Origin of the sequence: Mycobacterium cookii (genome assembly GCF_010727945.1) — a bacterium.
Classification (GTDB): domain Bacteria; phylum Actinomycetota; class Actinomycetes; order Mycobacteriales; family Mycobacteriaceae; genus Mycobacterium; species Mycobacterium cookii.
The window spans coordinates 1,217,626-1,242,663 of sequence record NZ_AP022569.1; the positions used below are offsets into that span (position 1 = coordinate 1,217,626).

At 67.2% G+C, this 25,038-nt stretch carries 25 protein-coding genes and 1 pseudogene; 10 read left to right on the forward strand and 16 right to left on the reverse strand.

The window, feature by feature from the left end; translation table 11 throughout:
- Positions 1–101 precede the first annotated feature (101 nt).
- Positions 102–503: a DUF3040 domain-containing protein gene (locus G6N27_RS05890; protein ID WP_163775498.1), complete on the reverse strand. Its 402-nt coding sequence runs from the start codon at positions 501–503 to the stop codon at positions 102–104.
- A 218-nt stretch (positions 504–721) separates the two neighbouring features.
- Here G6N27_RS05890 and G6N27_RS05895 point away from each other — a divergent pair, with 218 nt between their 5' ends.
- Positions 722–1,321: a GNAT family N-acetyltransferase gene (locus G6N27_RS05895; RefSeq protein WP_163775499.1), complete on the forward strand. Its 600-nt coding sequence runs from the start codon at positions 722–724 to the stop codon at positions 1,319–1,321.
- Positions 1,322–1,373: 52 nt separating this feature from the next.
- On the forward strand, positions 1,374–2,057 hold the full coding sequence (locus G6N27_RS05900) for an LppM family (lipo)protein (RefSeq protein WP_408632612.1): 684 nt from the start codon (positions 1,374–1,376) through the stop codon (positions 2,055–2,057).
- 1 nt (position 2,058) lies between these two features.
- On the opposite strand, the gene G6N27_RS05905 is transcribed toward G6N27_RS05900, so the two are convergent.
- Positions 2,059–2,949 carry a mycobacterial-type methylenetetrahydrofolate reductase gene (locus G6N27_RS05905; protein WP_163775500.1) on the reverse strand — a complete coding sequence of 297 codons (891 nt, stop codon included), beginning with the start codon at positions 2,947–2,949 and terminating at the stop codon, positions 2,059–2,061.
- Positions 2,950–3,109: 160 nt separating this feature from the next.
- On the opposite strand from G6N27_RS05905, the gene idsA2 reads away from it, so the two are divergent.
- Together idsA2 and G6N27_RS05915 are read left to right on the forward strand one after the other, a co-directional pair.
- Positions 3,110–4,189: a bifunctional (2E,6E)-farnesyl/geranyl diphosphate synthase gene (idsA2, locus tag G6N27_RS05910; protein WP_276044511.1), complete on the forward strand. Its 1,080-nt coding sequence runs from the start codon at positions 3,110–3,112 to the stop codon at positions 4,187–4,189.
- A 5-nt stretch (positions 4,190–4,194) separates the two neighbouring features.
- A complete protein-coding gene (locus G6N27_RS05915) occupies positions 4,195–5,697 on the forward strand; it encodes an alpha-(1->6)-mannopyranosyltransferase A (RefSeq protein ID WP_163775502.1) in 1,503 nt (500 codons plus the stop codon).
- Here the strand turns inward: G6N27_RS05915 and G6N27_RS05920 are convergent.
- Positions 5,694–6,098 carry an Rv2175c family DNA-binding protein gene (locus G6N27_RS05920; protein ID WP_163775503.1) on the reverse strand — a complete coding sequence of 135 codons (405 nt, stop codon included), beginning with the start codon at positions 6,096–6,098 and terminating at the stop codon, positions 5,694–5,696. The two genes, G6N27_RS05915 and G6N27_RS05920, sit on opposite strands and share 4 nt — an antisense overlap.
- 51 nt (positions 6,099–6,149) lie before the next feature.
- Here G6N27_RS05920 and G6N27_RS05925 point away from each other — a divergent pair, with 51 nt between their 5' ends.
- Entirely contained in the window at positions 6,150–7,292 is a 1,143-nt protein-coding gene (locus tag G6N27_RS05925) for a protein kinase domain-containing protein (protein WP_232064885.1), read from the forward strand.
- Positions 7,293–7,447: 155 nt separating this feature from the next.
- On the opposite strand, the gene G6N27_RS05930 is transcribed toward G6N27_RS05925, so the two are convergent.
- Genes G6N27_RS05930 through G6N27_RS05940 form a run of 3 tightly spaced genes read right to left on the reverse strand, consistent with a single transcriptional unit; the run spans position 7,448 to position 10,275 of the window.
- Positions 7,448–8,836, reverse strand: coding sequence for a class II 3-deoxy-7-phosphoheptulonate synthase (locus G6N27_RS05930; RefSeq protein WP_163775504.1), 1,389 nt, complete (start codon positions 8,834–8,836; stop codon positions 7,448–7,450).
- 59 nt (positions 8,837–8,895) lie between these two features.
- Positions 8,896–9,378, reverse strand: a complete 483-nt coding sequence (locus G6N27_RS05935) for a polyadenylate-specific 3'-exoribonuclease AS (protein WP_163775505.1) — start codon at positions 9,376–9,378, stop codon at positions 8,896–8,898.
- 15 nt (positions 9,379–9,393) lie between these two features.
- Complete coding sequence (locus G6N27_RS05940; protein WP_170308189.1) at positions 9,394–10,275, reverse strand: hypothetical protein; 882 nt, start codon at positions 10,273–10,275, stop codon at positions 9,394–9,396.
- 77 nt (positions 10,276–10,352) lie between these two features.
- Between G6N27_RS05940 and G6N27_RS05945 the strand changes: the two genes are divergently transcribed.
- Complete coding sequence (locus G6N27_RS05945) at positions 10,353–11,672, forward strand: glycosyltransferase 87 family protein (protein ID WP_163781415.1); 1,320 nt, start codon at positions 10,353–10,355, stop codon at positions 11,670–11,672.
- Positions 11,673–11,676: 4 nt separating this feature from the next.
- Here the strand turns inward: G6N27_RS05945 and G6N27_RS05950 are convergent, their stop codons facing one another.
- The 5 genes from G6N27_RS05950 to G6N27_RS05970 form a co-directional block, all read right to left on the reverse strand.
- Positions 11,677–12,426, reverse strand: a complete 750-nt coding sequence (locus tag G6N27_RS05950; protein WP_163775507.1) for a lysophospholipid acyltransferase family protein — start codon at positions 12,424–12,426, stop codon at positions 11,677–11,679.
- 113 nt (positions 12,427–12,539) lie between these two features.
- A complete protein-coding gene (locus G6N27_RS05955) occupies positions 12,540–12,917 on the reverse strand; it encodes a hypothetical protein (protein ID WP_163775508.1) in 378 nt (125 codons plus the stop codon).
- A complete protein-coding gene (locus G6N27_RS05960; protein ID WP_170308190.1) occupies positions 12,905–14,158 on the reverse strand; it encodes an ArsA family ATPase in 1,254 nt (417 codons plus the stop codon). The genes G6N27_RS05955 and G6N27_RS05960 overlap by 13 nt, the downstream gene beginning before the upstream one ends.
- Positions 14,151–14,588: an SRPBCC family protein gene (locus tag G6N27_RS05965; RefSeq protein ID WP_163775509.1), complete on the reverse strand. Its 438-nt coding sequence runs from the start codon at positions 14,586–14,588 to the stop codon at positions 14,151–14,153. Before G6N27_RS05965 ends, G6N27_RS05960 begins: the two co-directional genes overlap by 8 nt.
- A gap of 80 nt (positions 14,589–14,668) precedes the next feature.
- Positions 14,669–15,067: a polyketide cyclase / dehydrase and lipid transport gene (locus G6N27_RS05970; RefSeq protein WP_163775510.1), complete on the reverse strand. Its 399-nt coding sequence runs from the start codon at positions 15,065–15,067 to the stop codon at positions 14,669–14,671.
- A 127-nt stretch (positions 15,068–15,194) separates the two neighbouring features.
- On the opposite strand from G6N27_RS05970, the gene G6N27_RS05975 reads away from it, so the two are divergent.
- The gene (locus G6N27_RS05975) at positions 15,195–16,997 is read left to right on the forward strand and encodes an AMP-dependent synthetase/ligase (RefSeq protein ID WP_163775511.1); all 1,803 of its coding nucleotides are present in this window, start codon (positions 15,195–15,197) and stop codon (positions 16,995–16,997) included.
- On the opposite strand, the gene G6N27_RS05980 is transcribed toward G6N27_RS05975, so the two are convergent.
- The 4 genes from G6N27_RS05980 to G6N27_RS05995 all read right to left on the reverse strand — a co-directional run bounded on the left by G6N27_RS05980 (position 16,994) and on the right by G6N27_RS05995 (position 20,447).
- A complete protein-coding gene (locus G6N27_RS05980) occupies positions 16,994–18,130 on the reverse strand; it encodes a glycosyltransferase family 4 protein (RefSeq protein ID WP_163775512.1) in 1,137 nt (378 codons plus the stop codon). The genes G6N27_RS05975 and G6N27_RS05980 overlap by 4 nt on opposite strands.
- A 9-nt stretch (positions 18,131–18,139) precedes the next feature.
- The gene (locus G6N27_RS05985) at positions 18,140–18,934 is read right to left on the reverse strand and encodes a hypothetical protein (protein ID WP_163781421.1); all 795 of its coding nucleotides are present in this window, start codon (positions 18,932–18,934) and stop codon (positions 18,140–18,142) included.
- A gap of 13 nt (positions 18,935–18,947) precedes the next feature.
- A complete protein-coding gene (ripC, locus tag G6N27_RS05990) occupies positions 18,948–20,057 on the reverse strand; it encodes a peptidoglycan hydrolase RipC (RefSeq protein WP_372512959.1) in 1,110 nt (369 codons plus the stop codon).
- A gap of 138 nt (positions 20,058–20,195) precedes the next feature.
- Positions 20,196–20,447, reverse strand: a complete 252-nt coding sequence (locus G6N27_RS05995; RefSeq protein WP_163775513.1) for a hypothetical protein — start codon at positions 20,445–20,447, stop codon at positions 20,196–20,198.
- A 141-nt stretch (positions 20,448–20,588) separates the two neighbouring features.
- On the opposite strand from G6N27_RS05995, the pseudogene G6N27_RS06000 reads away from it, so the two are divergent.
- Positions 20,589–22,415, forward strand: a pseudogene (locus tag G6N27_RS06000) (DEDD exonuclease domain-containing protein); the annotation flags it as partial.
- Here G6N27_RS06000 and trpD read toward each other — a convergent pair.
- Entirely contained in the window at positions 22,353–23,441 is a 1,089-nt protein-coding gene (trpD, locus tag G6N27_RS25215) for an anthranilate phosphoribosyltransferase (RefSeq protein WP_163775515.1), read from the reverse strand. The pseudogene G6N27_RS06000 and the gene trpD overlap by 63 nt on opposite strands.
- Positions 23,442–23,563: 122 nt before the next feature.
- Here trpD and ctaE point away from each other — a divergent pair, with 122 nt between their 5' ends.
- Positions 23,564–24,175 (forward strand): aa3-type cytochrome oxidase subunit III, encoded by a 612-nt coding sequence (gene ctaE / locus G6N27_RS06010; protein WP_163775516.1) that lies wholly within the window; start codon positions 23,564–23,566, stop codon positions 24,173–24,175.
- Positions 24,172–25,038, forward strand: a complete 867-nt coding sequence (gene qcrC / locus G6N27_RS06015; RefSeq protein WP_163775517.1) for a cytochrome bc1 complex diheme cytochrome c subunit — start codon at positions 24,172–24,174, stop codon at positions 25,036–25,038. The genes ctaE and qcrC overlap by 4 nt, the downstream gene beginning before the upstream one ends.

Genomic DNA, 25,038 nt, shown 5'->3' on the forward strand with positions numbered 1-25,038 from the left:
GGCCGCCGACCGGCTGGCGCGGGGTGTCCCCGGCGCGTCTCACGGGGAGACGCGGGCAGAAAAAAAGGCAGCCGACGGCTGCCCTTTTGTTGTCGCGGAGGCTATTCCTCGAAGCGGCGGCGGAACCGGTCTTCCATCCGGCTGGTGAACGATCCGCTGGAACCCCTGCTGCGGCGTTGACGCGAGGCCGGCGACGGCCCTGGGCGATCTCCCCGGCCGGCGAGCCGCGGACCGGTGATGGCGAAGACGACGCCGCCGAACATCACCACGAAGCCCAGCACGGACAGGACCGGGAAGGTTCCAATCATGGTGGCCTTAAAAGCCACCCCGGAAACCAGCAGCGCCAGACCAAGTACGAACAGGCCGGCACCCTGCAACCGGCGTCGCGCCGTCGGGGCACGCAATCCCCCACCGCGCACGCTCGACGCGAATTTGGGGTCCTCGGCATAGAGAGCGCTCTCGATCTGGTCGAGCATCCGCTGCTCATGATCGGAGAGTGGCATTCGTCCCTCCTTGCCGAAAACCTGTCACGTTAATACCGATAGCACGTCAGTGCCCGCCATGGGGGCAACTAATAAGAATGATACGAGGTCAATCAGCGCGTTACCACCGCTTCGCCTGCTGATTGTAATAGCGGCCGGTCGGCGATCGACGCGGCGCCGCCGCGCCCGATAATGGGAATGCAGCACCATAGAAGGACAACTGACGAGGAGACCGCACGTTGGCGACATTCCTCATCAACCTGCCGCCCGAGGACATGCAGCGCAGGTTGGCAGATGCCTTGGGTGTTTACGTCGACGCGATGCACTATCCGCCGGGCACGGAGAATCAGCGCGCCGCGATGTGGCTGGAGCACACCCGGCGGCGCGGTTGGCAGGCCGTGGCGGCCGTGGAAGTCGACTCGCCGAGTGGAACCGACCCGTCGTCGGCCGAGCTGAGCGACGCGCCACTGCTGGGCGTGGCGTACGGCTACTGCGGCGCGCCGGACCAGTGGTGGCAGCAGCAGGTGGTGGCGGGTTTGCAACGCGGCGGTCTGTCCGGCCCGGAGATCGCGACGCTGATGACCAGCTATTTCGAGCTGACCGAGCTGCATATCCTCCCCCGGGCGCAGGGCCGCGGCCTCGGCGAGGCGCTCGCCCGTCGGCTGCTTGCCGACCGCAACGAGGCCAATGTCCTGCTGTCGACGCCGGAGACCAACGGCGAGGCCAATCGCGCGTGGCGGCTCTACCGGCGACTGGGCTTCACCGACATCATCCGCGGCTATCACTTCACCGGGGACCCACGGGCGTTCGCGATCCTGGGCCGGCAGCTGCCGCTGTAGTTGCCCCGGCCCCGTTGCGGTCTGGCACGATGACCTGGTGCGCGCCAGCGGTATACAGCTCTCGTCCCGGAACCGCCTCGTCGCGATGAGCATGCTGCTGCTCGCGATACCCGTCCTCGCCGGATGCGTGCGCGTCAAAGCGTCGATCACGATTTCTCCCGACGATCTGGTGTCCGGTGACATCGTGGCGGCGGCCAAGCCCCGCAACGACAAAGACAACGGCCCGCAACTCGATCCGAACCTGGCGTTCAGCCAGAAGGTCGCGGTGTCGAAATACGACCGCGACGGCTACGTCGGTTCGCAGGCCACGTTTTCCGATCTGACCTTCGCCGAGTTGCCGGAGCTTGCGCACATGAGCCCCGATGCGCAGGGCGTGAACCTGTCGCTGCGCCGAGCCGGGGACCTGGTGATCCTGGAAGGTCGCGCCGACCTGACCTCGCTGACCGATCCCGACGCCGACGTCGAGTTGACGGTCGCCTTCCCCGGCTCGGTCACCTCCACCAACGGCGACCGTGTCGACCCGGACACGGTGCAGTGGAAACTCAAACCCGGCATCGTCAGCACACTGACCGCCCAGGCCCGCTACACCGACCCGAGCATCCGATCGTTCCAGGGCGCGGCGATGTGGCTGGGCCTGTCGTCGCTCGCCGTGGCCGCTGTGGTGGGACTACTGGCCTGGTACAGCCGCGATCGCTCGCCGCGGGTGGCCGAGCCCAGCGACCCACCGTCGAGCTGACTCAGTTCGTCGGCGACCAGTAGGCCAGCATCTCGGCGAACGTCTCGAAGGCCGGCGCGGAATTGCCGTAGGTGGCCTCGAGGTGGATGCTCAGCGGATAACCCAAGTCGACGACACCGTCGATGACCCGCTTGTAGAGGTCGAGGAACTGCTTGCGCCGTTGCGCCGGTTCGGTATTCGCCAATGCGGAGACGAATGCCTGCTCGTCTGCGACGGCGGCGTTGCCCGGATCCTGGATGAGCCAGTTGATGAAACCGACCCGCTCTTCGACGGTCGGCACGAAGCCGAACGACAGCAGGATCTCCGGTCGATGGTCGGTCTTCTTGGCGAAGTCGGTCAGGAAGCCCACGATCGCATCGGAATACAACAGTTGTGTTTGGGCGAACGTTGCGCCCTTGTCGCACTTGAAGTTCAGCCGGCCCTCTTCACCCTCGCGGGTCGGAATCAGGATGACGCCCCGGTTGCCCACCAGCTGTCGATAGATCGACAGCGCGTCGGTCGGCGCTACGCCGGAACCCTCGCCGTCGGCCATAGTCCTTGGCACACCGACGAATACGACGCCATCGATACCGGAACCCACCAGGTCGCCGAGGCGCTGACGCAGCGACGGCTCGTCCATGAACGCGGTGACCTGGCTGCACAAGCCGCGCACGCCGGGAAGTTCCGGCTTGATCGCCGACCAGAAGTCCTGCACATCCATTTTCGGCTTCATCTCGATCGGCCGGTCGTCGTCCTCTTCAATCAACCCCGGCATCATCACGTGCCCGATCCGGCCTTCGAGGCCGGTTTTCGCCGCGAGCTGGACAACTTTGTGAGCCTCTTCGACCGCCTGCGCAGCGCCGCGGTCGATATTGGGCGGCACCAGCTCAAGCGCGATGGTGTTGAAGGTCAACGAGCTGCTCCTCATCAGACGACTGGTCCCGCCGCGGCAGGCACCCGACAGCATACTGAGCGGTCCGCGCAGAACCGAAGCTGGCAAAACCCGCTGCACAGCCACGCGCCGAATAGACTTGGCGGGCCATCGTCACAGGACTGCAGAAAGAGGTGTCGCGCTGAGCGTGGAAGCAGCGGCAACCGTTGAGCTCGCCGACGCCGTCACCGAGCAGCTGCGCAGTTACCTGCGCGACCGCCGCGACGCCGCCTCCTACATCGGCAGCGACTACGCCGATCTGATAGCGGGTCTGGAGCAGTTCGTTCTCAGCGGAGGCAAGCGGCTGCGTCCGGCCTTCGCGTATTGGGGTTGGCGCGCGGTGTCCGATCGCGACGCGGACGCCCCGGCGTTGATGCTGTTCTCCGCGCTCGAGTTGCTGCACGCCTCGGCGCTGGTGCACGACGACGTCATCGACGATTCGGCGACACGCCGGGGCCGTCCTACCACCCACGTTCAATTCACCGAGATGCATCGGGACCGCAAGTGGCGCGGACCCGCGGATCGATTCGGGATGTCGGCGGCGATCCTGGTCGGGGACCTCGCACTGGCATGGGCGGACGACATCGTCGCCGGCGTCATGTTGCCCGACGACGCACGCAACCGGGTACGACGCGTGTGGGCCGACATCCGCACCGAGGTGCTGGGCGGTCAGTACCTCGACATCGTCGGCGAAGCCAGCGCCGCCGAGTCGGTCGCCTCGGCGATGGCCGTCAACACCTATAAGACGGCCTCCTACACGGTTTCTCGTCCGCTGCAATTGGGTGCCGCGGCCGCGGCCGACCGGCCCGACGTGCACGCGGCGTTCCACGAGTTCGGCAACAATTTGGGCATCGCATTTCAGCTGCGTGACGACGTGTTGGGGGTGTTCGGCGATCCCGCTGTGACCGGTAAGCCCTCCGGGGACGACCTGCGGTCCGGGAAGCGCACCGTCCTGCTGGCCACCGCGCTGCAGTTGGCTGATGCGTCAGATGCGGCTGCCGCCAAGCTGTTACGGGCCTCGATCGGCACCGACCTGGTTGACGCCGAGGTACGCGAACTGTGCGAGACAATCGAGCGCGTCGGCGCGCTTGCCGCCGTCGAGGACCAGATCACCGAGCTGGCCGGGCGGGCGCTTGACGTGTTGGCCGATGCGCCGATTCACGCCGCCGCCAAGACGGGTTTGACCGAACTTGCCCGGCTCGCCGCGAACCGGTCCGCCTGACGCTCATGTCCATGCCAACGTCAACCTTGAATGGGACTGCAACACAACCATTTTCACGGTTCCAGCAGTTCGCCACCACCGCCGAGGGCCGACCCGCGCTGCTGGGCTGCCTGGGTGCGGCGTTGATCACCGCGGGCGGACTCGGCGCGGGCAGCACCAAGCAGCATGACCCGCTGCTGGAATCGCTGCACCTGTCCTGGTTGCGCTTCGGCCACGGGCTGGTGCTGTCGTCGGTACTGCTGTGGATCGGCGTCACGCTGATGCTGAGTGCGTGGCTGTGGCTGGGCCGCCGCGTGCTGGCCGGCGACGCGGTCGAGTACACGATGGTGGCCACCACCGGTTTCTGGCTGGCGCCGCTGTTGCTGTCGGTGCCGGTGTTCAGCCGCGACACCTACTCGTATCTGGCGCAGGGCGCGCTGTTGCGCGACGGCCTGGACCCCTACGCGGTCGGTCCGATCGACAACCCGAATCCCCTGCTGGACAACGTCAGCCCGATCTGGACCATCACGACGGCGCCATACGGCCCGGCGTTCATCATGGTCGCCCGGGTGGTGACGATGCTGGTCGGCAACCACGTGATAGCCGGGACGATGCTACTGCGCCTGTGCATGCTGCCAGGGCTGGCGCTGCTGATCTGGGCGACCCCGCGCATCGCGCGCCACCTCGGAGCGAATGTGCCTACGGCGCTGTGGGTCTGCGCGCTCAACCCGCTGGTGATCATCCATTTGATGGGTGGCGTGCACAACGAGATGCTGATGGTGGGCCTGATGACGGCCGGCATTGCGCTGACCTTCGACCGGCGTCATATCGCCGGCATCGCCGTCGTCGCGGCCGGGATGGCGGTGAAAGCCACCGCCGGACTCGCGTTGCCGTTCCTGGTCTGGGTGTGGATGAGGCATCTGCGCGATCGACGCGGATACCGGCCACCGCGCGCCTTTGCGGTGGCCGCGGGCACGTCGGTGGTGATCGTGGTCGCGGTGTTCGCCGTGCTCTCCGGAGTGGCCGGGGTCGGTCTCGGTTGGCTGACCGCGCTGGCCGGATCGGTGAAAATCATCAACTGGCTGAGCATCCCGACGGCGACAGCGAACCTGGTCCATGCTGTCGGCGGCTTATTCTTCTCGGTGAATTTCTATGGGGTGCTGCAGGTTACCCGCGCTATCGGGATCGCGATCATCGCGATTGCGCTGCCGCTGTTATGGTGGCGGTACCGCCATGACGACCGCCAGGCGCTCACCGGCACCGCGTGGGTCATGCTCGTCGTCGTGCTGTTCGCGCCGGCCGCGCTGCCCTGGTATTACTCCTGGCCGCTGGCGGTGGTGGCCCCCCTCGTCCAGTCCCGCCACGGAGCGGCCGCGGTCGCGGCGTTCTCCACCTGGATCATGGTGATCTTCAAACCCGATGGCGCACACGGCATGTACTCGTGGCCGCACGTCCTGTTGGCCTCAGCCTGTGCAGCCTTCGCCTGGTACACCCTGAATCGCCCTGCGGTGCAGGAGCACAGCGGCTAGTAGGCCATCGCCTGCGCGCGGCGCAGCACTTCACGAGCCTGGTGGCCGAGGAGTGCGTCGACCGGGCGGGCATTGCTGATCGCGTCGCGCGTTCCGTCCCGCGTCACGGTCAGCGACGGGTCGGGGGTGAACAACCAGCGCATGATCTCGGTGTCGCGGTAGCCGCCGTCGTGCAGCACCATCAGCAGTCCCGGCAGGCTTTTCACCACGTCGCCGGAGCTGGTGAAAAAGATCTGCGGTATGACCACCTCACCGTTGCGCTTCACCGCGACGAGGTGGCTTTCGCGCAGATGCTGGTGCACTTTGGTGACCGGTACGCCGAGCAGATCGGCAACGTGCGGCAGATCGTAGGTCGGTTCGTCGGGGTCCAGGACGTCGTCGCCAGCCGGAATCCTGCTCACCGCATCAGTGTACGACCGGGTGCAGTGCCCGGCGCCGCCTACGATGGGCGCGTGGCTGACGACCTCCCCGAGGGCGCATTGTTGGACGGCCGCTACCGCGTTGCGACCAAGATCGCCACCGGCGGCACGTCGACGGTGTATCGCGGCCTGGACACGCGACTCGACCGGCCGGTCGCGCTGAAGGTGATGGATTCCCGCTACGCCGGCGACCAGCAATTCCTGACGCGTTTCCAGATGGAGGCCCGCGCCGTGGCGCGGCTCAAGGATCCCGGGCTCGTCGCGGTCTACGACCAAGGCCTCGACGGTCGGCATCCGTTCCTGGTGATGGAACTCGTCGAGGGCGGCACGCTTCGTGAACTGCTGGCCGAGCGTGGCCCGATGCCACCGCATGCGGTCGCCGCGGTGCTCGGTCCGGTGCTGGGTGGACTGGCCGCCGCGCACCGCGCCGGCCTGGTGCACCGCGATGTGAAGCCCGAGAACGTGTTGATCTCCGACGAGGGCGAGGTCAAGATCGTCGACTTCGGCCTGGTTCGCGCCTTCGCGGAAGCCGGAATCACCTCCACCAGCGTCATTCTCGGCACCGCCGCGTACCTGTCGCCGGAGCAGGTGCGAGACGGAAACGCCAGCCCTCGCAGCGATGTCTATTCCACCGGAATCGTGGCCTATGAGCTGCTCACCGGCCAGACCCCGTTCTCCGGCGACACCGCGCTGTCGATCGCGTATCAACGTCTGGAAACGGACGTGCCGCGGCCGAGCACCGTGATCGACGGTGTTCCACCGCAATTCGACGAACTGGTTGAGCGTGCCACCGCCCGTGACCCCGCCGACCGCTACGCCGACGGCCACGACATGGCCGCCGAACTGGCGGCGATCGTCAAGGAGTTGGCGTTGCCGCGGTTCCGGGTCCCGGCCCCGCGCAACTCGGCTCAGCACCGCTCAGCCGTGCAGCACCACAGCACCGACCGGCGTCAACCGCCCAAACACCAACCGACCCGCCAATTGGAGCGCGAGCCCCACCACGGAAAGCCAGTGACACCAGGGCAATTCGCGGGAATCGACATGGTCGAGTTCGCCCTCGAACGCCAGCACGCTCGACGCATGATGCTGATCTGGATCGCGATCGTGCTGTCGATCACCGGAATGGCCGCCGGCGCCGCCTGGACGGTCGGCAGCAACCTCAGCGGACTGCTCTAGTCGCGCAGCATCTCCGCCCCATCACACGCGGAGCCTGCAGCGCTACCTTTCAGTCGCGCAGCATCTCCGCCCCATCACACGCGGAGCCTGCAGCGCTACCTTTCAGTCGCGCAGCATCTCCGCCCCATCACACGCGGAGCCTGCAGCGCTACCTTTCAGTCGCGCAGCATCTCCGCGACCAAGAACGCCAACTCCAGCGATTGCTGAGTGTTCAGCCGCGGGTCGCACGCCGTCTCGTAGCGCCCGCCGAGGTCGGTGTCCGAAATGTCTTGGGCGCCACCGAGACATTCGGTGACGTTCTCGCCGGTGATCTCGACGTGGATACCACCCGGGTAGGTGCCCAACGCGCGGTGCACCTCGAAGAACCCCTGCACTTCGTCGACGATGCGGTCGAAGTGCCGCGTCTTGTAGCCATTGGACGATTCGTGGGTGTTGCCGTGCATGGGGTCGCACTGCCAGATCACCTGGTGACCGGTCGCCTGCACCTTTTCGATGATCGGCGGCAGCAGATCGCGCACCCTGTTGTTACCCATCCGGCTCACTAGCGTCAGCCGGCCCGGCCTGTTGTGCGGGTCGAGGCGCTCGACGTACTCCACGACCTGGTCCGGCGTGGTCGTCGGTCCGATCTTGACGCCGATCGGGTTGGCGATCACCTCGGCGAACGCGATGTGCGCGCCGTCGAGCTGGCGGGTCCGGTCCCCGATCCACAGGTAGTGCGCCGACAGGTCGTACAGTTGTGGCTCGCCGTCCTCCGCGTCGGACAGCCGCAGCATGGCACGCTCGTAGTCGAGCACCAAAGCCTCATGGCTGGCGTAGATTTCGGCGGTTTGCAGGTTGCGATCCGCCACCCCGCACGCGCTCATGAATTTCAGGCCGCGGTCGATTTCCGAGGCCAGCGCCTCGTATCGCGCGCCGGCCGGCGAGGTCCGGACGAATTCCCGGTTCCAGTCGTGCACCAGATGCAGCGACGCCAGCCCCGACGTGGTCAGCGCCCGCACCAGATTCATCGCTGCGCCGGCGTTCGCGTAGGCCCGCACCAGCCGCGACGGGTCGTGCTCGCGTGCGGCGGCGTCGGGGGCGAACCCGTTGACCATGTCGCCGCGGTAGGAGCGCAGCCCCAGGGCGTCGAGGTCGGCCGACCGCGGTTTGGCGTACTGCCCGGCGATGCGGGCCACCTTCAGCACCGGGACGCTGGCGCCGTAGGTCAATACCACCGCCATCTGCAACAGGGTCCGGATGTTGCCCTTGATGTGCGGCTCGGTGTTGTCGACGAAGGTTTCGGCGCAGTCGCCGCCCTGCAGCATGAATGCTTCGCCGCGGGCGACCTGCGCCAGCATGTCCTGCAACCGCACGATTTCCGAGGGCACCGTCACCGGCGGAACGCTTTCCAGCACCTTGCGCATCGGCTCGACCTGCTCGCGCGTCCAGTTGGGCTGCTGAGCGGCCGGCTTGGCCAGCGCTGCGTCCAGCCGGGCCCGCAGATCCCCCGGCAGCGGGGGCAGCGACGGCAGCTGCTCGATCGGTACGTCGACGGTCCAGTTCACCTGTCTATGGTAACCGGGCAAATCAGGCGTTTTGCACGCCGCGAGCAGCATCGACGGGGCTAGCGGCCGTTCGTGATGACCCGATACCGCGTCAGCTGGTCGCGGGCGTCGACCAGCGCATCGTGCACATTCTCCGACCGACGCGGCAGCTTCGGGCTGCCGCGCTCTTCCCACAGCTGGCGCAGCTCGTGGGTGAATCGCGGGATGGGTGGCGGGAGATGGGTCATCGGCCCCCACAACTGACACAGCGCCACGTGGTCGTAGGCGCCGACCCAGGCCCACAATTCGATCGGCTCGGGGCCGTCGACGTCGAAGAACGTCTCCAGGTCGGCGCGGATCTTCGCCCGCGAACGCCACAGCTGCGACGCCGGCGGCGGCAGCTTGGGCAGCACGTTGGCCCGCACCCAGCTCCCGGCCCGCTCCGGATTGAATTCGGTTGACACGGCGTAATATTCGCGGCCGTCCTCGGCGACCACGCCGATCGAGATCAGCTCGATGTTGTAGCCGTCGTCGATGAACTCGGTGTCGTAGAAGAAGCGCACGGTGTCAGTCCCCGATCACCTGACACCAGCGCCGCTGGCGAGCACGTCCGGCTCCGGCGGCGGCGCCGGGTGCACTTCGCGGTCAAGCTGCGCGTCGACCACGCGATGCGAGGGCAGCCGCGGGGTGCCTGCGATGGTGTACTGCACCCACAGCTTGGCCCGGACCACGGGGCGGCGCAGTCTGCGCTCGCGTTGCAACGAGCGGCTCATCTTGTCCAATCGGCGCAGGTAGAGGTAGCGGGCCCAAGGAGCCTGCGGGCGCGACAGCCGAATCGCGCCGATGAACAGCAACGGGACGAAGAACATGCCGATCAGGCCAGTCCACACCTTGCCCTTGAGCACGACCAGCACCGCCAGCGGCAACGTCAACACCATCGCGAAGATCACGCCGGTCCGCAACACCAACGAGTGCGTCGTGTCCTGCCACAGGCTGATGAAGAACATCAGCGGATGCAAGCCCAGGACCAACAATCCGCCCACCGCCACCGCGGCGAAAACCGCATCGACCGACGTCCGGCCGTCTTCCTCCCAGTAGACGTCCGACAAATGCAGAATCAACGCGTACTCGTCGAGAACCAGCGCGGCACCGATGCCGAAAAGGATTGCGCCTGCTGTGAATTCGAGCTGGTTGCCGGTCATCGACAACGTCACCAGCGTGATGCCGGAGACCATCACCAACACCACGCCGACGACGACGTGATGGATGTGTTTGGACCCGATGTGGATATTGCGAGGCTCCCACCACTTGGGCGGCCTGCCGGTGGCGGCGCGGTGACGGATCAGGCGCACGAACGTGCGGGTCACGAAGAAGGTCAGAATGAAGGCGACCAGACAGCACAGCAGCGGCAGTCGTCCGCGGCCAATGATGTCGTGTTCGAACCACTGGAGCACTCTCAGAAAGCTACGCGCTCTGTGCGCCGATGGCCGTCCACGACACCGGTTGGGGCTTGCGCGCAGATAAGCTGTTCACCGAGATGAGTAGATGGCGTTCGCCCGACGCGGGCAGTTGGCGCGGGCGGGCAGCCACGGCGCAGCCGGTGACCTGGCGAAACGCCGGTTGGTGGCTGCTCCACCTGCTGGCGCTGACCGCACTGGGCTATGCGCTGTGGCAGCAGGTCGGCCACACCCCGTACCGCATCGACATCGACGTTTACCGGATGGGCGGCCAGGCCTGGCTGGACGGACATCCGCTCTACGACCACGACGCCAAGTTCCACACGCCGATCGGCCTGAACCTGCCGTTCACTTATCCCCCGCTGGCAGCGGTGATCTTCTGCCCGTTCGCCTGGTTGGGGATGCCGGCGGCGAGCGTCACGATCACGCTGATCACGATGGCGCTGCTGCTGGTCTCGACGATGATCGTGCTGACCCGGCTCGATGTGTGGAACACCACACGGGTCGTGCCGGGGCCGGCCTGGTCGCGCCGGTGGCTGCTGACGGCACTCATCGTGGCCGGCGCAACGATCTATCTGGAGCCGATCAAAGCGAACTTCGCCTTCGGGCAGATCAACGTGGTGCTGATGACGTTGGTGATCGCCGACTGCGTGCCGCGCCGCACGCCGTGGCCACGCGGCCTCCTGGTGGGACTGGGCATCGCCCTCAAACTCACTCCCGCGGTGTTCTTGCTGTATTTCTGGCTCAGCCGCGACCGCCGCGCAGTTGTGACCTCGCTGGTGTCGACGGCCGCGGCGGTGCTGGCCGGGTTCGCGCTGGCCTGGCACGACTCCTGGCAGTACTGGACGCACACGGTCCGCAACACCGACCGGATCGGCTCGGCGAGCTTGAACACCAACCAGAACGTGGCCGGCACGCTGGCCCGCTTGGGCCTCGACGACCATCAGCGGTTCCTGCCGTGGGTGGCCGCTTGTCTGCTGGTCCTCGCGCTGACGGTGTGGGCGGCGCGGCGGGTGCTGCGTGCCGGAGAACCCGTCATGGCGGTGATCTGCATTGCGTTGTTCGGCCTGGCGGTGTCGCCGGTGTCGTGGTCGCACCACTGGGTGTGGATGCTGCCGACCGTGGTGGTAACGACGGTGATCGCCTGGCGGCGACGCAACGTCGTGCTGGCTCTGCTGAGCGCGGCCGGGGTGGCCATGATGGTGTGGACGCCGATCGATCTGATGCCCAAACACCATGAGGCCGCCGCGGTGTGGTGGCGTCAGCTCGTCGGGGTGTCGTATCTGTGGTGGGCGTTGGCGACCATCGCCGCGGCCGGGGCCACAATTGCCGCCGCCGCAAACACCCTCAGCGCACCGCGGCCCTCGACGGCGCCCGCGCCGGTCTCGGCAGTCGGTTGATCGGTTAGCCGGCCGCCGTCTCAGGAATCCGAGACGGCACGTCTTTTCCCACCGTCTCTGACTTTTCCGGCGGATCGGAGCCGTCGCCGTTCTTCAGCGTCGCGGCGTAGATGTCGACGTATTCCTGACCGGACAGCCCCATCAACTCATAGATCACTTCGTCGATCACGGCGCGCTCGATGAATCGGTTGCCGGCCAGGCCGTCGAACCGGGAGAAATCCATCGGCTTGCCGAACCGCACGGTGACCCGGCCGAAGCGCCACATCTTGCTGCCCGGCGGGTTGACCTTGTTCGTGCCGATCATCGCGACCGGGATCACCGGCACCCCGGTGTGCAACGCCAGGCGCGCCAAGCCGGTCTTGCCCTTGTACAGCCGCCCGTCGGGTGAGCGGGTGCCCTCGGGGTACATGCCGAGCAGTTTGCCGTCACCCAAGACCCGCTCCGCGGTGTCCAACGCGGCCTGCGCCGAGTCGGCGTCGCTCCGGTCGATCGGCACTTGGCCGGCGACGGTGTAGAACCAGCGGTTGAACCAGCCCTTCAGGCCGCTGCCGGTGAAGTATTCAGACTTGGCCAGAAACGTGATCCGTCTGCGCACCACCAGCGGCAGATAGAAACTGTCGGCCACCGCGAGATGGTTACTGGCCAGGATCGCCGGACCGGACTGCGGGACATATTCCAGTCCTTCGACTTTCGGCCGACCGAGCAGAGCAAGCAACGGACCCATGAAGATGTACTTGAAAAGCCAGTACCACATGGAGCCTCCCAACTCGCCTGCGCCGACAGTGTTCAGCGCCAAGACTACCGACCAAGTGTGTACGGGACCACATTGCGCTGACGAGCTTCTGACGCGTCGCGCTCATAGCCGCGTTATTCGTCGACGGTGACGGTGATGGGCTGGTAGCGGCTTGTCCGTCCGGCCTCGTCGGGCGCTTCGGGCGCACCACCATCCGGCGGAGGTTCTGGGGGCGTCGCCGGTGAGTCGACCTGCTCGACGATCGCCCGGATCACCGAGAGCAACGCGACGCTGTGTTCGGCGATGACGGTCAGCAACGGATGTTCGTCGCCGCTGACGACCGCGGCCAGTGCGCACACCGGACACCACACCTGTTGACACTTGCCGGTGCCGGCGCCCTCGCCGACCGCGCGCGACGCCGCCAACCGGACTGCGGGGTCGATCTGGTCGAGGATCCGCTGGGCGAGTTTGCGTAGCTCGGGCCCGATGTCGGGGTGTGTCACTTGGGCCACACCTCCGGGTCAGGTCGAAAGCGCACGGTCAATTCGCTACCGCGAAGACGCGCGTCCAGCACTGTGCATCGCCGCAGGACTGACGCCAGTCGAACTCTGCGTCGCATCCCGCCGGCACCGACGATCAGATCGTCGCCGACCCGGCCCAGGCTGAGTGCGCCGGAATCAATTTGCGGCAACTCTAACCGCATCCGGTAGACGGACTGAAGGCCAGAGCCCGACTCCAGGTCCACGACGGGACGCAACGGCCCCGGCGGCGCCGTCCCGTCCCGGCGCCGAGCGCTATCCAGCAGCTCAGCCAGAGCTTTCGCGCCGATCGGCTCGCCGGCCAGATGCGGCGTGAGCACCAGCGCCACGTCGCCGATCGCGGCGTCGAGTTCGTCGAGCACGGTCCGCTGTTCGCTGATCCGCTCCGAGTACCAGTCGAAGGCCGGATGAGCGGGCAGGTTGCAGTACTCGTACGAATCGTCTTGCATCAGAATCTGGTTGACGATGAGTTCTTCGATACGCACACCCATCAACGCCAGCGAGCCCAGCGTGCGGATCGCCTCGGCGGCCACCACCCGTTCGGCGGTGAGCACCAGATGCGCGCCGACCCGCGTCCCGTCGGTCAGCAGTTCGCTGAGCTTTTCGACGTGGGCGCTGGTGCGCTCCAGCAGCTCCACAATCGCGGCAGAGCGCACGTCGTCGGCGCCGGTAGACAGCCTGCGATGACGTGGCCACGCACGCTCGACGTAGAGCGCGAACGTCGCGGGCAGGGTGAGCATCCGCAGGGCATCGGCGGTCGAGGCGCAGTCGACCACGATGTGGTCCCACTGCCCGGACCTGGCCAACTCCCCCACCTCATGCAGGCCGAGCACCTCCTGCACACCGGGTAACGCCGAAAGTTCTTCGGGCGCAAGCTCGCCCAGCTCCGATTCGGGAAATCGGCGGCCGAGCGTGTCGACCACATGGCGCCAGCGCGCGGCCAGCAACGCCAGCGTGTCCACGGCCAGTGCATCGAGAAAACCGGTGTCGAGGTCGGCCATCACCCGTACGCAGTCTCGTTCGCCGGTCGGCGATATCTGCACGCCCAGCACATCGCCCAGCGAATGCGCCTGGTCGGTGGACACCAGCAACACGCGCTGACCGGCGCACGCTTCATGCACGGCGGTCGCGGCCGCCAGCGTGGATTTCCCTACCCCACCCTTACCGACGAACAGACTGATTCGGGCCAGGGCGGGCTGTGCGGACTCACTCAGCCTCGACTCGTTTCTTCAGATCCTTCAACGCGGTGTCAATCAGCCTGCGCTCAGCCTTACGCTTGAGCAACCCGATCATCGGGATAGCGATATCGACGGTCAGTTCATACGTGACGTCAGTTCCAGATCCCTTGGACGCCAGCCGATATACGCCGTCCATAGATCTCAGCAGCGAACTGGACACCAGCGACCACTTCACCGATTTCCGGTCTTTCGGCCACGTATAGGACAGCACCAGGGTGTCTTTGAGGACACTGGTGTCCAGGACCAGTCGCGCCACCTTCGGGTTACCGCTGGGGTCCTCTTCCAAAACCTCGGCTTCTTTGTACTCCGACACCCAGTCGGGATAGGAACCGATGTCAGCGATCACATCCATCACCGTGCTGGGGTCCGCCTCGATGTGAATCGTCTGGGCCGTCTTCTCCGCCACCTGGTCGCTTCCCTCTCCCTGTCTGGGTCGTGTCGGCCCTTGCGTCAGCCCACGGCAGAAACGCTACTCCGCGGCAGAACTCAGGCCTGGTCAAGCACTGCAGAAACCCCGACCGGCCGGGACCGTTCCAGGGTCGATTTCACCTCGAAGGCCATGTTCTTGCCTGCGACGCGACGACGGTGGGTCAGTTTCGCCAGGTTCATTTTGGCCAACTGTGTAGGCGTCACGCCGGACGGCTCGGCGTGCAGAAAGTAGTGCAACAGCACCCCGTCCAGGCACGGTTCCAGCCAAATTTCCATCGTGCCGGTGATCGGCCCGGCAACAGTCCATCGAACACCCACCGGACCACGGTCTTCGACCACCTGCAGTCGCAGATCGGGCCACCACCGCCGCCAGCTGGACGGATCGCCGACCGCGGCGCCGACGAGCACAGGATCGGCGGCGATGAACATCTCGTCGGCAATCTGAACGCTGTGCACGGTCCATAGCTTCACATATCGCACGCCTGGAGGTGCACCGCCGCCTCCTCAACGGGCCTTTCCGGCCCGCATCGTCGCCGGACTACGCTGAGCCTGGTCCGGAATTTGCCAAAGCGAGGTCACAACAGTGCGTGAAATTACTGCTCCCGCTCCGTTCACGGTCGGTGAGCACGACAACATCGTCGCCGCGGTGTTCGAACACGAGCGCAACGACCCCGACGCGGTGATCTTCCAACGCCTGATAGACGGCACCTGGACCGATGTCACATGCGCTGCGGCGGCCGCCCAAATCCGTTCTACCGCACTGGGTTTGATCGCAGAGGGCGTCCAGGCCGGCGATCGGGTGGCGATCTTCTCGGCCACCCGCTACGAGTGGGCGATCATCGACTTCGCAATCCTTGCCGTCGGCGCGGTGACCGTGCCGATCTACGAGACCTCGTCCGCGGAGCAGGTGCGCTGGGTGCTGACCGACTCGGCGGCGGTGGTGGCATTCACCGAAACCGACCAGCACGCCTCGATGGTTGTCGAGCTGACCGGTGACCTGCCCGAGCTGCGGCGGGTGCTGCACATCGACGGTTCCGGCCCCAAGGCCCTCGAGCAGCTCGAACAGCTGGGCGCATCGGTCGACCCAGGTGAGCTGACCGCTCGCCTCGAGGCGCTGCGCGCCGACCATCCGGCGACGCTGATCTACACCTCGGGCACCACCGGACGGCCCAAAGGCTGCCAGCTGACGCACTCCAACCTGGTCTACGAGACCCGCGGCGCCAAGGCGGTGCTCCCGACGCTGCTGCACAAAGGTGAGCGGTTGCTTGTGTTCCTGCCGCTGGCACATGTATTGGCTCGTGCGCTGGCGTTGTGCGCGTTCCACAACAAGGTCGTCGTCGGATTCACCAGCGACATCAAGAATCTGGTGCCGATGTTCGCGGTGTTCAAACCGACGGTCGTGGTGTCGGTGCCGCGGGTGTTCGAGAAGGTCTACAACACCGCCGCGCAGAATGCCGCCAACGACGGCAGGGGCCGCATCTTCGACATCGCCGCCCAAACCGCTGTCGACTGGAGCGAGGCGTCCGACAAGGGCGGCCCGAGCCTGCTGCTGCGAGCCAAGCACGCTGTCTTCGATCGGCTGGTGTACCACAAGCTGCGCGCGGCGCTGGGCGGCGACTGCCGGGCATCCGTCTCCGGCGGCGCACCGCTCGGTGCGCGCTTGGGCCACTTCTACCGCGGCGTCGGCCTGACCATCTACGAGGGCTACGGCCTGACCGAGACCAGCGCAGCGATCACCGTCAACCAGGTCGACGCGCTGAAGATCGGCACGGTTGGAAAGTTGTTGCCGGGCAACAGTATCCGCATCGCTGACGACGGCGAACTGCTGCTGCGCGGCGGCGTGGTGTTCGACGGCTATTGGCATAACGAGCAGGCCACCAGCGAGGCGATCGAGGACGGCTGGTTCAAGACCGGCGATTTGGGCGCGGTCGACGAGCAGGGGTTCTTGACGATCACCGGTCGCAAGAAGGAACTCATCGTCACCGCGGGCGGCAAGAACGTCGCGCCCGCGATTCTGGAGGACCAGCTGCGAGCTCACGCACTGATCAGCCAGGCGATGGTGGTCGGCGATGCCAAGCCGTTCATCGCGGCGCTGATCACCATCGACCCCGAGGCGTTCGACGGCTGGAAGCAGCGCAACAGCAAGCCCGCCGGCTCCTTGGTCGCAGATCTGGTCAACGACCCCGATCTGCTGGCCGAGGTGGACGCCGCGGTCAAGCAAGCCAATCTGTCGGTGTCGCACGCGGAGTCGATTCGCAAATTCCGCATCCTGCCGGTCGACTTCACCGAGGACACCGGCGAACTGACGCCGACGATGAAGGTGAAGCGCAAGGTGGTCGCCGAGAAGTTCGCCGACGACATCAACGCGCTCTACGCCAAGGATTAGCCGCGGATCAGGTCGGCCAGTCGGCCGGCCAGATCGTCCCAACGCCACTGCGCGGTCACCCAATCCCGGCCGGCAGCACCCATAGCGGCGGCGCGGTCGGGGTCGCTGAGCAAACCGCTGACGGCGTCGGCGATCTGGTCCACCGACCGACCGTCGACCACCATCCCAGTCTTGTTGTCCTGCACGGTTTCCGGTGCACCGCCCGACGATCCGGCGATCACCGGGACACCGGTGGCAGAGGCTTCCAGGAACACGATGCCCAGCCCCTCCACATCGAGTCCGGCTCCGCGGGTGCGGCATGGCATCGCGAAGACGTCGGCCATCGCGTGATACCCGGGCAGATCGGCGGCGGGGATGCCACCGGTGAAGACAACGTGGTCACTGACGCCGACGCGCTCGGCGAGCTCGTGCAGGGCCGTCAGGTACGGCCCGCCGCCCGCGATGACCAGCGCGGCCCCGTCGACCCGGCGTCTGATCGTGGGCAACGCCCGGATCAGCATGTCCTGGCCCTTGCGCGGCACCAGCCGGGACAGGCACAGCACGGTGGGCCGTTCGCCCAGGCCGTAGCGGGCGCGCAGTTCGGTGCGGCTTGCCGCATCAGGGCGAAACCGGTCGGTGTCGACGCCCGGCGGCAAGTGCTCCAATGCGGCGTTGGGCCCGAACGCCGACGCGAAACGCCCTCGGGTGTAACGGCTGACGAACGTGACGACGTCGGTGTCGTCGCCGATCCGTCGCAGCACCGACCTTGCCACCGGGAGCATCGACCAGCCCACCTCGTGGCCGTGGGTGCTCGCCAGCACCCGCCTCGCACCGGCCCGACGGGCCCGCTGCGTCAGTAGACCCAAGGGTGCGGCCGCACCGAACCACACGGTGTCGATGCCGCGCTCGGCGATCAGCCGTCGCATCCGCCTGTCGACCGTCGGTTCGGGCAACATCAGGGTGCCGGGATGGCGCACCACTTCATACCCGGCAGCGTCGGCGTCGAACTTGTCGGCGTCCTTCCACTGCGGCGCGTACACCGTCAGCGTGTGCTCGCCGGTGGCCGCCAACCGCGAAGCCAACTCGACCAGATACGACTGGATGCCGCCGCGCCGAGGCGGAAAATCGTTGGTTACCAGCAGGACCCGAGACACCTAGGAAGATTAGCGAGTCAGCCAGCGCTGCCAGTCGGCGAGTATCCCTGCGGTGTCGGTGCCGAGCACGTCGTGCACCGCAGCGGGAAAGTCGGTATGCCCGTCGCCGCATGCCTGCTGGTAGAGCGCACGCAGGGCCGGCGATCCGCGGGTGTCGGCGACGAACAGCGCGAACCACCACGCCCGGTCGTAGGCCTGCGATCGCTGCGGCCCAGGGTCGGCCAGCTCGGCGTCGGACGGCAACGACGTGGGAGGCGTGGCCACCTCGGGCCGCGGAGTGCGTGGCCGGGCGACGTAGTCAGCGACTCCTTCGGTCAGCCACCGGGGCGCATCAACCGCGGTCTGCCCGCGTGCGGCGTAGTGAAAAAGCTCATGCGTCAACACAATTCGGAATGCACGCTCGCTCATGCCCGCGGCGCCGGGCGCGAAGACAATCCGCTGGCCGGTCGCTGTTCGCCGGGCGGGGTCGACATGGTCGGCCACCGCGATCGCAGCGATATCGGCCCACTGCGCGGCCGGACCACCACCGGCTTGTGCCTCGAACTGTGGCTGGGTGCCGGTGGCCACCACGTCGATGTCGCGCGGCCATTCGGTACCCCAGAACACGTCGACCGCGTCGACTGCCGCTCCGATGTCCGCCGCGACGCGGTCGAGCACCCGCTGGGACCGCGGGCCGCCGAGATCAGTCATCCGCAGCGTGCGGTCGCCGACCAGGACTTCCCGCGGCGCAGCGGGCCGATTGCCGTTGACGAGGGCTGCCCGGACGCCAACGATCAGCTCGGCGACCAGAGCGCAGGCCAGCAGCCAGCGGCGCAGATCAGTAGCGGCGGGCGTCGTAGATCGGGCCGGACGAATTCATCGGCACCACGCGCACCGGCTGACCGAAGGTGGACGAGTGGACCATCAGCCCGTCGCCGATGTAGAGGCCGGCGTGCGAGGCGTCGGAATAGAAGGTCAACACGTCACCGGGCTGCAGGTCGGACAGCGACACCGGCTGCCCACCATGCGCCATCGCCTGGCTGGAGTGCGGCAGCGCGATACCGGCCTGCTGGAAGGCCCACATCACCAGGCCCGAACAGTCGAATCCGCCCGGCGCCGCACCGCCCCACACATATGGCGCGCCGACCTGGGTCAATGCGGCCTGGACGGCGATCGCGCCCTGGCCGCTGCCCGGTCCGCCGCCAGGACCTCCCGGTGCCATGCCCGGCGCGAGGCCCTCAGGAGCGGGAGCGGTCGCGGCGGCCATCGCGGCCGGCGGCGGCGGAGGCCCCGGCGCGGCCAACTCGGTGCGCTCGTGCGGGCTCAAGGCCAGGTACTGCGACTTGACGATGCCGATCTGGAGCTGCAACTGGCTCTGCTTGGACTGCAGCTTGGCGCGCACCGCGGCGGCCTGTTCGGCGGCGGTCTTGGCGTCGGCGGCCGATTTCGCGGATTCCTTCTCGGCTTGGGCGGCCTGTTCGCGGGTGGCGCGGTAGGTCGCCATCTGGGCGATCATCGCCGTGGAGATCACCCGACTCACGGCGAGTTTGCCGATCAGCTGCTGCGGGGATTCGGCGGTCATGATCGCGTTCATGCCGTCGGTGCGACCGCCCATATACATTGCTGCGGCGTATTGGTCGACACCGACCTGGAAGGTTGCCAGTCGCGACTTCGCCTCGTCGGCGGCGGCCTGGTCGTCGGTGTGCTTCTTCTCGGCGGTTCGCTGCGCAGCCAGCTTGTTGTTGAGGTCGAGCTGGGCGCTGTGCATCGCTTCCGTGGTCTGCTCGGCCTGCCGCGACAACTCGTTGAGCTTTGCCATCGCGTCGTTGGCCGGGTCTGCCATCACATTGCTGGCAGCGATTCCAGACAGGGCGACCAGTCCTGCCAGCGCAACGCCAGCAAACCGCTTCGCGGCGCGGTCGAACACGCGCCTACCGCCTAGCACCAATTGCAAGACTTCGATTCCTTAAAACCCATTGAGTTGACAGCCGTTGACTGCCTTAGGTCTCAGATAGGTTACGAAACGCCTTCGTGGTTGTCCAACTCTGAGTTGTTAAGAAAACAGCAAGATTTCAAGCTAACGCCGTTAGGCTACGCCAGGCCGCTGCCCGTGGATAGGTACCAGCCGCAGTCTGGGCGCCAGGCCCGCATCGGCGAGCACCTCCAACGCGACCCGCTCGTCCTCCAGCAAAGTTTCCGGTACCCCGAGTATCACGCTGACGACGCAATCGCGGCATCCGGGACCACGTACGGCGCAGTCATCGCAGTCGATGATCACCGGTTCTGTCGATTCGGGCGGGCCTGCCGCCGCCCACTCGGGCTCGCTGCTGTGCGCCATCTGGCCGGTCCTCTCCGTGTGCTGATCGGTCTTGCCGAGACGCTAACCGGGGGCACCGACAAGTTTTGGCCACCCGTCCCGCGGTCGACGCGCCGGAGGTCAATCCCGGCGATGTCGGTGTCACTGCCTAACGTCACCGCCATGGGTGCGCCCGCTGCCGAGCAGCTGAGCATCCCCGACATCGACGGGGCTACCGAAATCTCGCTGCGCGAGACCACTTTCGTCGTCGTCGACCTCGAGACCACCGGCGGGCGCATGACCGCCGCCGACGGAAAAGTCGCCGACGCGATCACCGAGATCGGCGCTGTCAAAGTCCGCGGCGGGGTGGTGCTGGGCGAGTTCGCGACGCTGGTCGACCCGCAACGCAGCATCCCGCCGCAGATCATCCAGTTGACCGGCATCACCACCGCGATGGTGTGCGATGCGCCGACCATCGCCTCGGTACTGCCGATGTTTCTCGAATTCGCCCGCGGCGCGGTGCTGGTCGCCCACAACGCCCGGTTCGATACGGGCTTCCTGCGGGCCGCTGCCGATCAGTGCGGGATCCGATGGGCGAGGCCGCAGGTGCTGTGCACGGTGCAACTGGCCCGGCGGGTGCTCAGCCGCGAGGAAGCGCCGAGTGTCCGCCTGGCGGCACTGGCGCGCCTGTTCGCGGTCGCCAGCGAGCCCACCCACCGGGCCCTGGACGATGCGCGGGCCACCGTCGAGGTGTTGCATGCGCTGATCGAACGCGTCGGCAACCAAGGTGTGCACACCTACGCCGACCTGCGGGCGTATCTGCCCGACGTCTCGCCGGCGCAGCGCCGCAAACGAGTGCTGGCGCAGTGCCTGCCGCGCCGGCCCGGGGTCTACCTGTTCCATGGTCCGGCCGACGAAGTGCTCTATGTCGGTACAGCAATTAACTTGCAGCGCAGGGTAAACCAATATTTCAACGGCTCGGATCAGCGGACCCGGATGAAAGAGATGGTCACGCTGGCCACCAGGGTCGAGCACATCGAGTGCGCGCATGCGCTGGAAGCCGGCGTCCGGGAGCTGCGCATGTTGAGCGCGCACGCCCCGCCGTACAACCGCCGGTCCAAATTCCCGCACCGGTGGTGGTGGGTGGTATTGAGCGACGAGGCTTTTCCCCGATTCTCGGTGGTACGCACCCCTCGCCATGACCGCGCGGTCGGCCCGTTCCGGGCCCGCGCCGACGCGGTCGACACCGCAGACCTGCTGGCGCGCCTCACCGGTGTGCGGACCTGCACCAAGCGGCTGGCCCGCTCGGCGCTGCATGGTCCGGCCTGTCCGCTGCACGAGGTCTCGCCGTGTCCCGGGGTACGCAATGCGACGGCGGCCGAATACGGCCCGGCTCCCGCTCGTGCCGCGGCGCTGATCGACGGATTGGACAACTCCGCGCTGACCGACGCGGCGCGGCGGATCGCCGACCTGGCCGGGCGACAGCGCTATGAGAGCGCTGCGCGGCTGCGCGACCACGCGGTGGCCGCGGTCGAGGTGCTGTGGCGCGGGCAGCGCCTGCGCGCGCTGGCCGCGCTGCCCGAGCTGATCGCTGCCGCGCCCGACGGCGACGGCGGCTGGCAGCTCGCCGTCGTCCGCCACGGCCAGCTCGCCGCGGCGGGCACCGCGCGACGCGGTGTGCCGCCGATGCCCGTCGTCGAGGCCATCGGTGCCGGGGCGCAGGTGATCCTGCCGCAGCCCGCCCCGCTGGGCGGCGCGCTGGTGGAGGAGACGGCCCTGATCGCCCGCTGGTTAACGGCCCCCGGGGTGCGGATCGTGCGGGTGACCGGTGCCGACGAGGCGACGGGCTGGTGCACGCCGCTGCGGTCCGCGGGGCCGTGGGCCCAGTGGGCCGCGGCGGCGCGTTCGGCGCGGGTGGCCGCCGAACAGGCCGTCACCAGTCGCGACTCAGATCTGCTGACCGAACCGCACCCATCGCGCGAGCAGCTGTTCGGCCGCGCCGCTGTCGATGGCGTCGGCAGCCCGGCGCAGCCCGTCCTCCCACGCCGGCAGCCACTCGGCGCGGCTGGATAGCCCGGCGTGCGCGACGATCGCGCCCGCGGCGTTGAGCACGACGGCGTCCCGCACCGGGCCTTTCGCCCCGGCCAGCACCGACCGGGCTTCCGAAGCGTTGGCCGCCGCGTCGCCGCCCCGCAAATCGTCGAGAGCGGCTCGTGCGAAACCAAATCCGGCCGGATCGAATTTGATTTTGTCCACCGTGCCCGCTTGCACTCGCCAGATCGTGCTGGTCGTCGTGGTGGTCAGCTCGTCGAGGCCGTCGTCGCCGTGCACCACAAGCACGCTGGACTGTCGCGCGGCGAAGACCCCCGCCATCACCTCGGCCAGGTCGGCGAACGCGCAGCCGATCAGCCCGGCCCGCGGCCGTCCCGGATTGGTCAGTGGCCCAAGGAGATTGAACACTGTGGGCACACCGATTTCGCGACGTGTCGCCGACGCGTGCCGATACGACGGATGGAACTGCGGCGCGAAGCAGAACCCGATGCCGACCTCGGCGACGCCGCGCGCGACGTCGTCCGGACTCAGGTCGATGCGCACCCCGAGCGCTTCCAGCGTGTCGGCGCCGCCGGCCAGCGATGACGATGCCCGATTGCCGTGTTTGACCACCGGGACACCGCTGGCCGCGACCACGATCGCCGCCATCGTGGACAAGTTGACGGTGCTGACCCCGTCGCCGCCGGTGCCGACCACGTCGACGGTGTCGGTGCCGATCCGGTCGGTGGGCAGCGGACGGGCGTGCGTAAGCATCACGTCGGCCAACTCGGCCACCTCGTCCGCGGTCGGCGCCTTCATCGTGAGTGCGACGGCGAAAGCCGCGATCTGGGCGGGCGTCGCCGAGCCGGTCATGATCTGTTCCATCGCCCAGCCGGCCGCACCGCGGGGCAGATCCCGCCCGGCGGTCAAAACTCCGAGAACCCGCGGCCACGTCAGCGCCGCCTCGGGGGGCCGCTGAGGGGACCCAGACGATGGCGCCGTCACACCGCAGATGGTCGCACAGTCGGTCATCGCACGAGCCCGGCCGGGCGCGGCGAACCAAAGACGGCGCGCCAATTTCAGCCCCGAGTGGAGGTCAACAACTACAAAGCGTCATACTTGCGGATGTGACGAGTGCGGTCGGAACTTCGGGTACTGCAATCACGGCGCGAGTGCATTCGCTGAACCGCCCCAACATGGTGAGTGTTGGCACCATAGTGTGGCTTTCGAGCGAGTTGATGTTCTTTGCTGGATTGTTCGCGTTCTACTTCACCGCGCGCGCGCAGGCGGCCGGTAACTGGCCGCCCCCGCCGACCGAACTGAATCTGTATCAAGCCGTGCCGGTCACGCTGGTTTTGATCGCGTCGTCGTTCACGTGCCAGATGGGCGTGTTCGCGGCCGAGCGCGGCGACGTTTTCGGGCTGCGCCGGTGGTATGCGCTCACCTTCGGGATGGGGCTGTTCTTCGTGCTCGGGCAGGCCTACGAGTACTTCCACCTGGTGAGCCACGGGACCACGATCCCGAGCAGCGCCTACGGCAGCGTCTTCTACCTGGCCACCGGCTTCCACGGGCTGCACGTCATCGGCGGGCTGATCGCCTTCATCTTCCTGCTGGCGCGCACCACCATGGGCAAGTTCACCCCGGCGCAGGCGACCGCGTCGATCGTCGTGTCGTACTACTGGCACTTCGTCGACATCGTCTGGATCGCGCTCTTCGCCACGATCTACTTCATTCGATGACCAGCGTGCGCAAGAACAGGAGTGCTCGGTTGAAGAAACTGAGGCTGAACCGATCGCTGAGTGACCGTGCTCGCCGTCGCCTGCATCGCAGGTTCTCGGCCGGACTGCTGCTCGTGCTGGCTCTGGCTGTGGCGGGCGGGCTCGCCGCGGTCTTGACCCCCAGCCCGCAGGTCGCCGTCGCCGACGAGTCGTCGTCGGCGTTATTGCGAACGGGCAAACAGCTTTTCGACACCTCGTGCGTGAGCTGCCACGGCGCCAACCTGCAGGGTGTGCCCGACCGCGGGCCGAGCCTGATCGGTGTCGGCGAGGCCGCGGTCTACTTCCAGGTGTCCAGCGGACGGATGCCCGCCGTGCGCGGCGAGGCGCAGGCCCAGCGTAAGGACCCGATTTTCGACGAGTCGCAGATCGACGCGCTGGGAGCCTACGTGCAAGCCAACGGCGGTGGTCCGATCGTGACACGCAACCCGGACGGCAGCATCGCGACGTCGTCACTGCGCGGCCACGACCTGGGTCGCGGTGGTGACCTATTTCGGCTGAATTGCTCGTCGTGCCACAACTTCACCGGTAAGGGCGGCGCGTTGTCGTCGGGCAAGTTCGCTCCGGACCTCGAGCCGGCCAATGAGCAGCAGATCCTGGACGCGATGCTGACCGGGCCGCAGAACATGCCGAAGTTCTCCGACCGCCAGCTCTCGTTCGACGCGAAGAAAGACATCATCGCCTACGTGAAGAACGCCACCGAGACCCGCAGCCAGGGCGGCAACGGTCTGGGTGGCTTCGGGCCCGCCCCCGAGGGCATGGTCGCGTGGATCATCGGGATGGTCGCCGTGATCGGCGCGGCGCTCTGGATTGGGGCACGCTCGTGA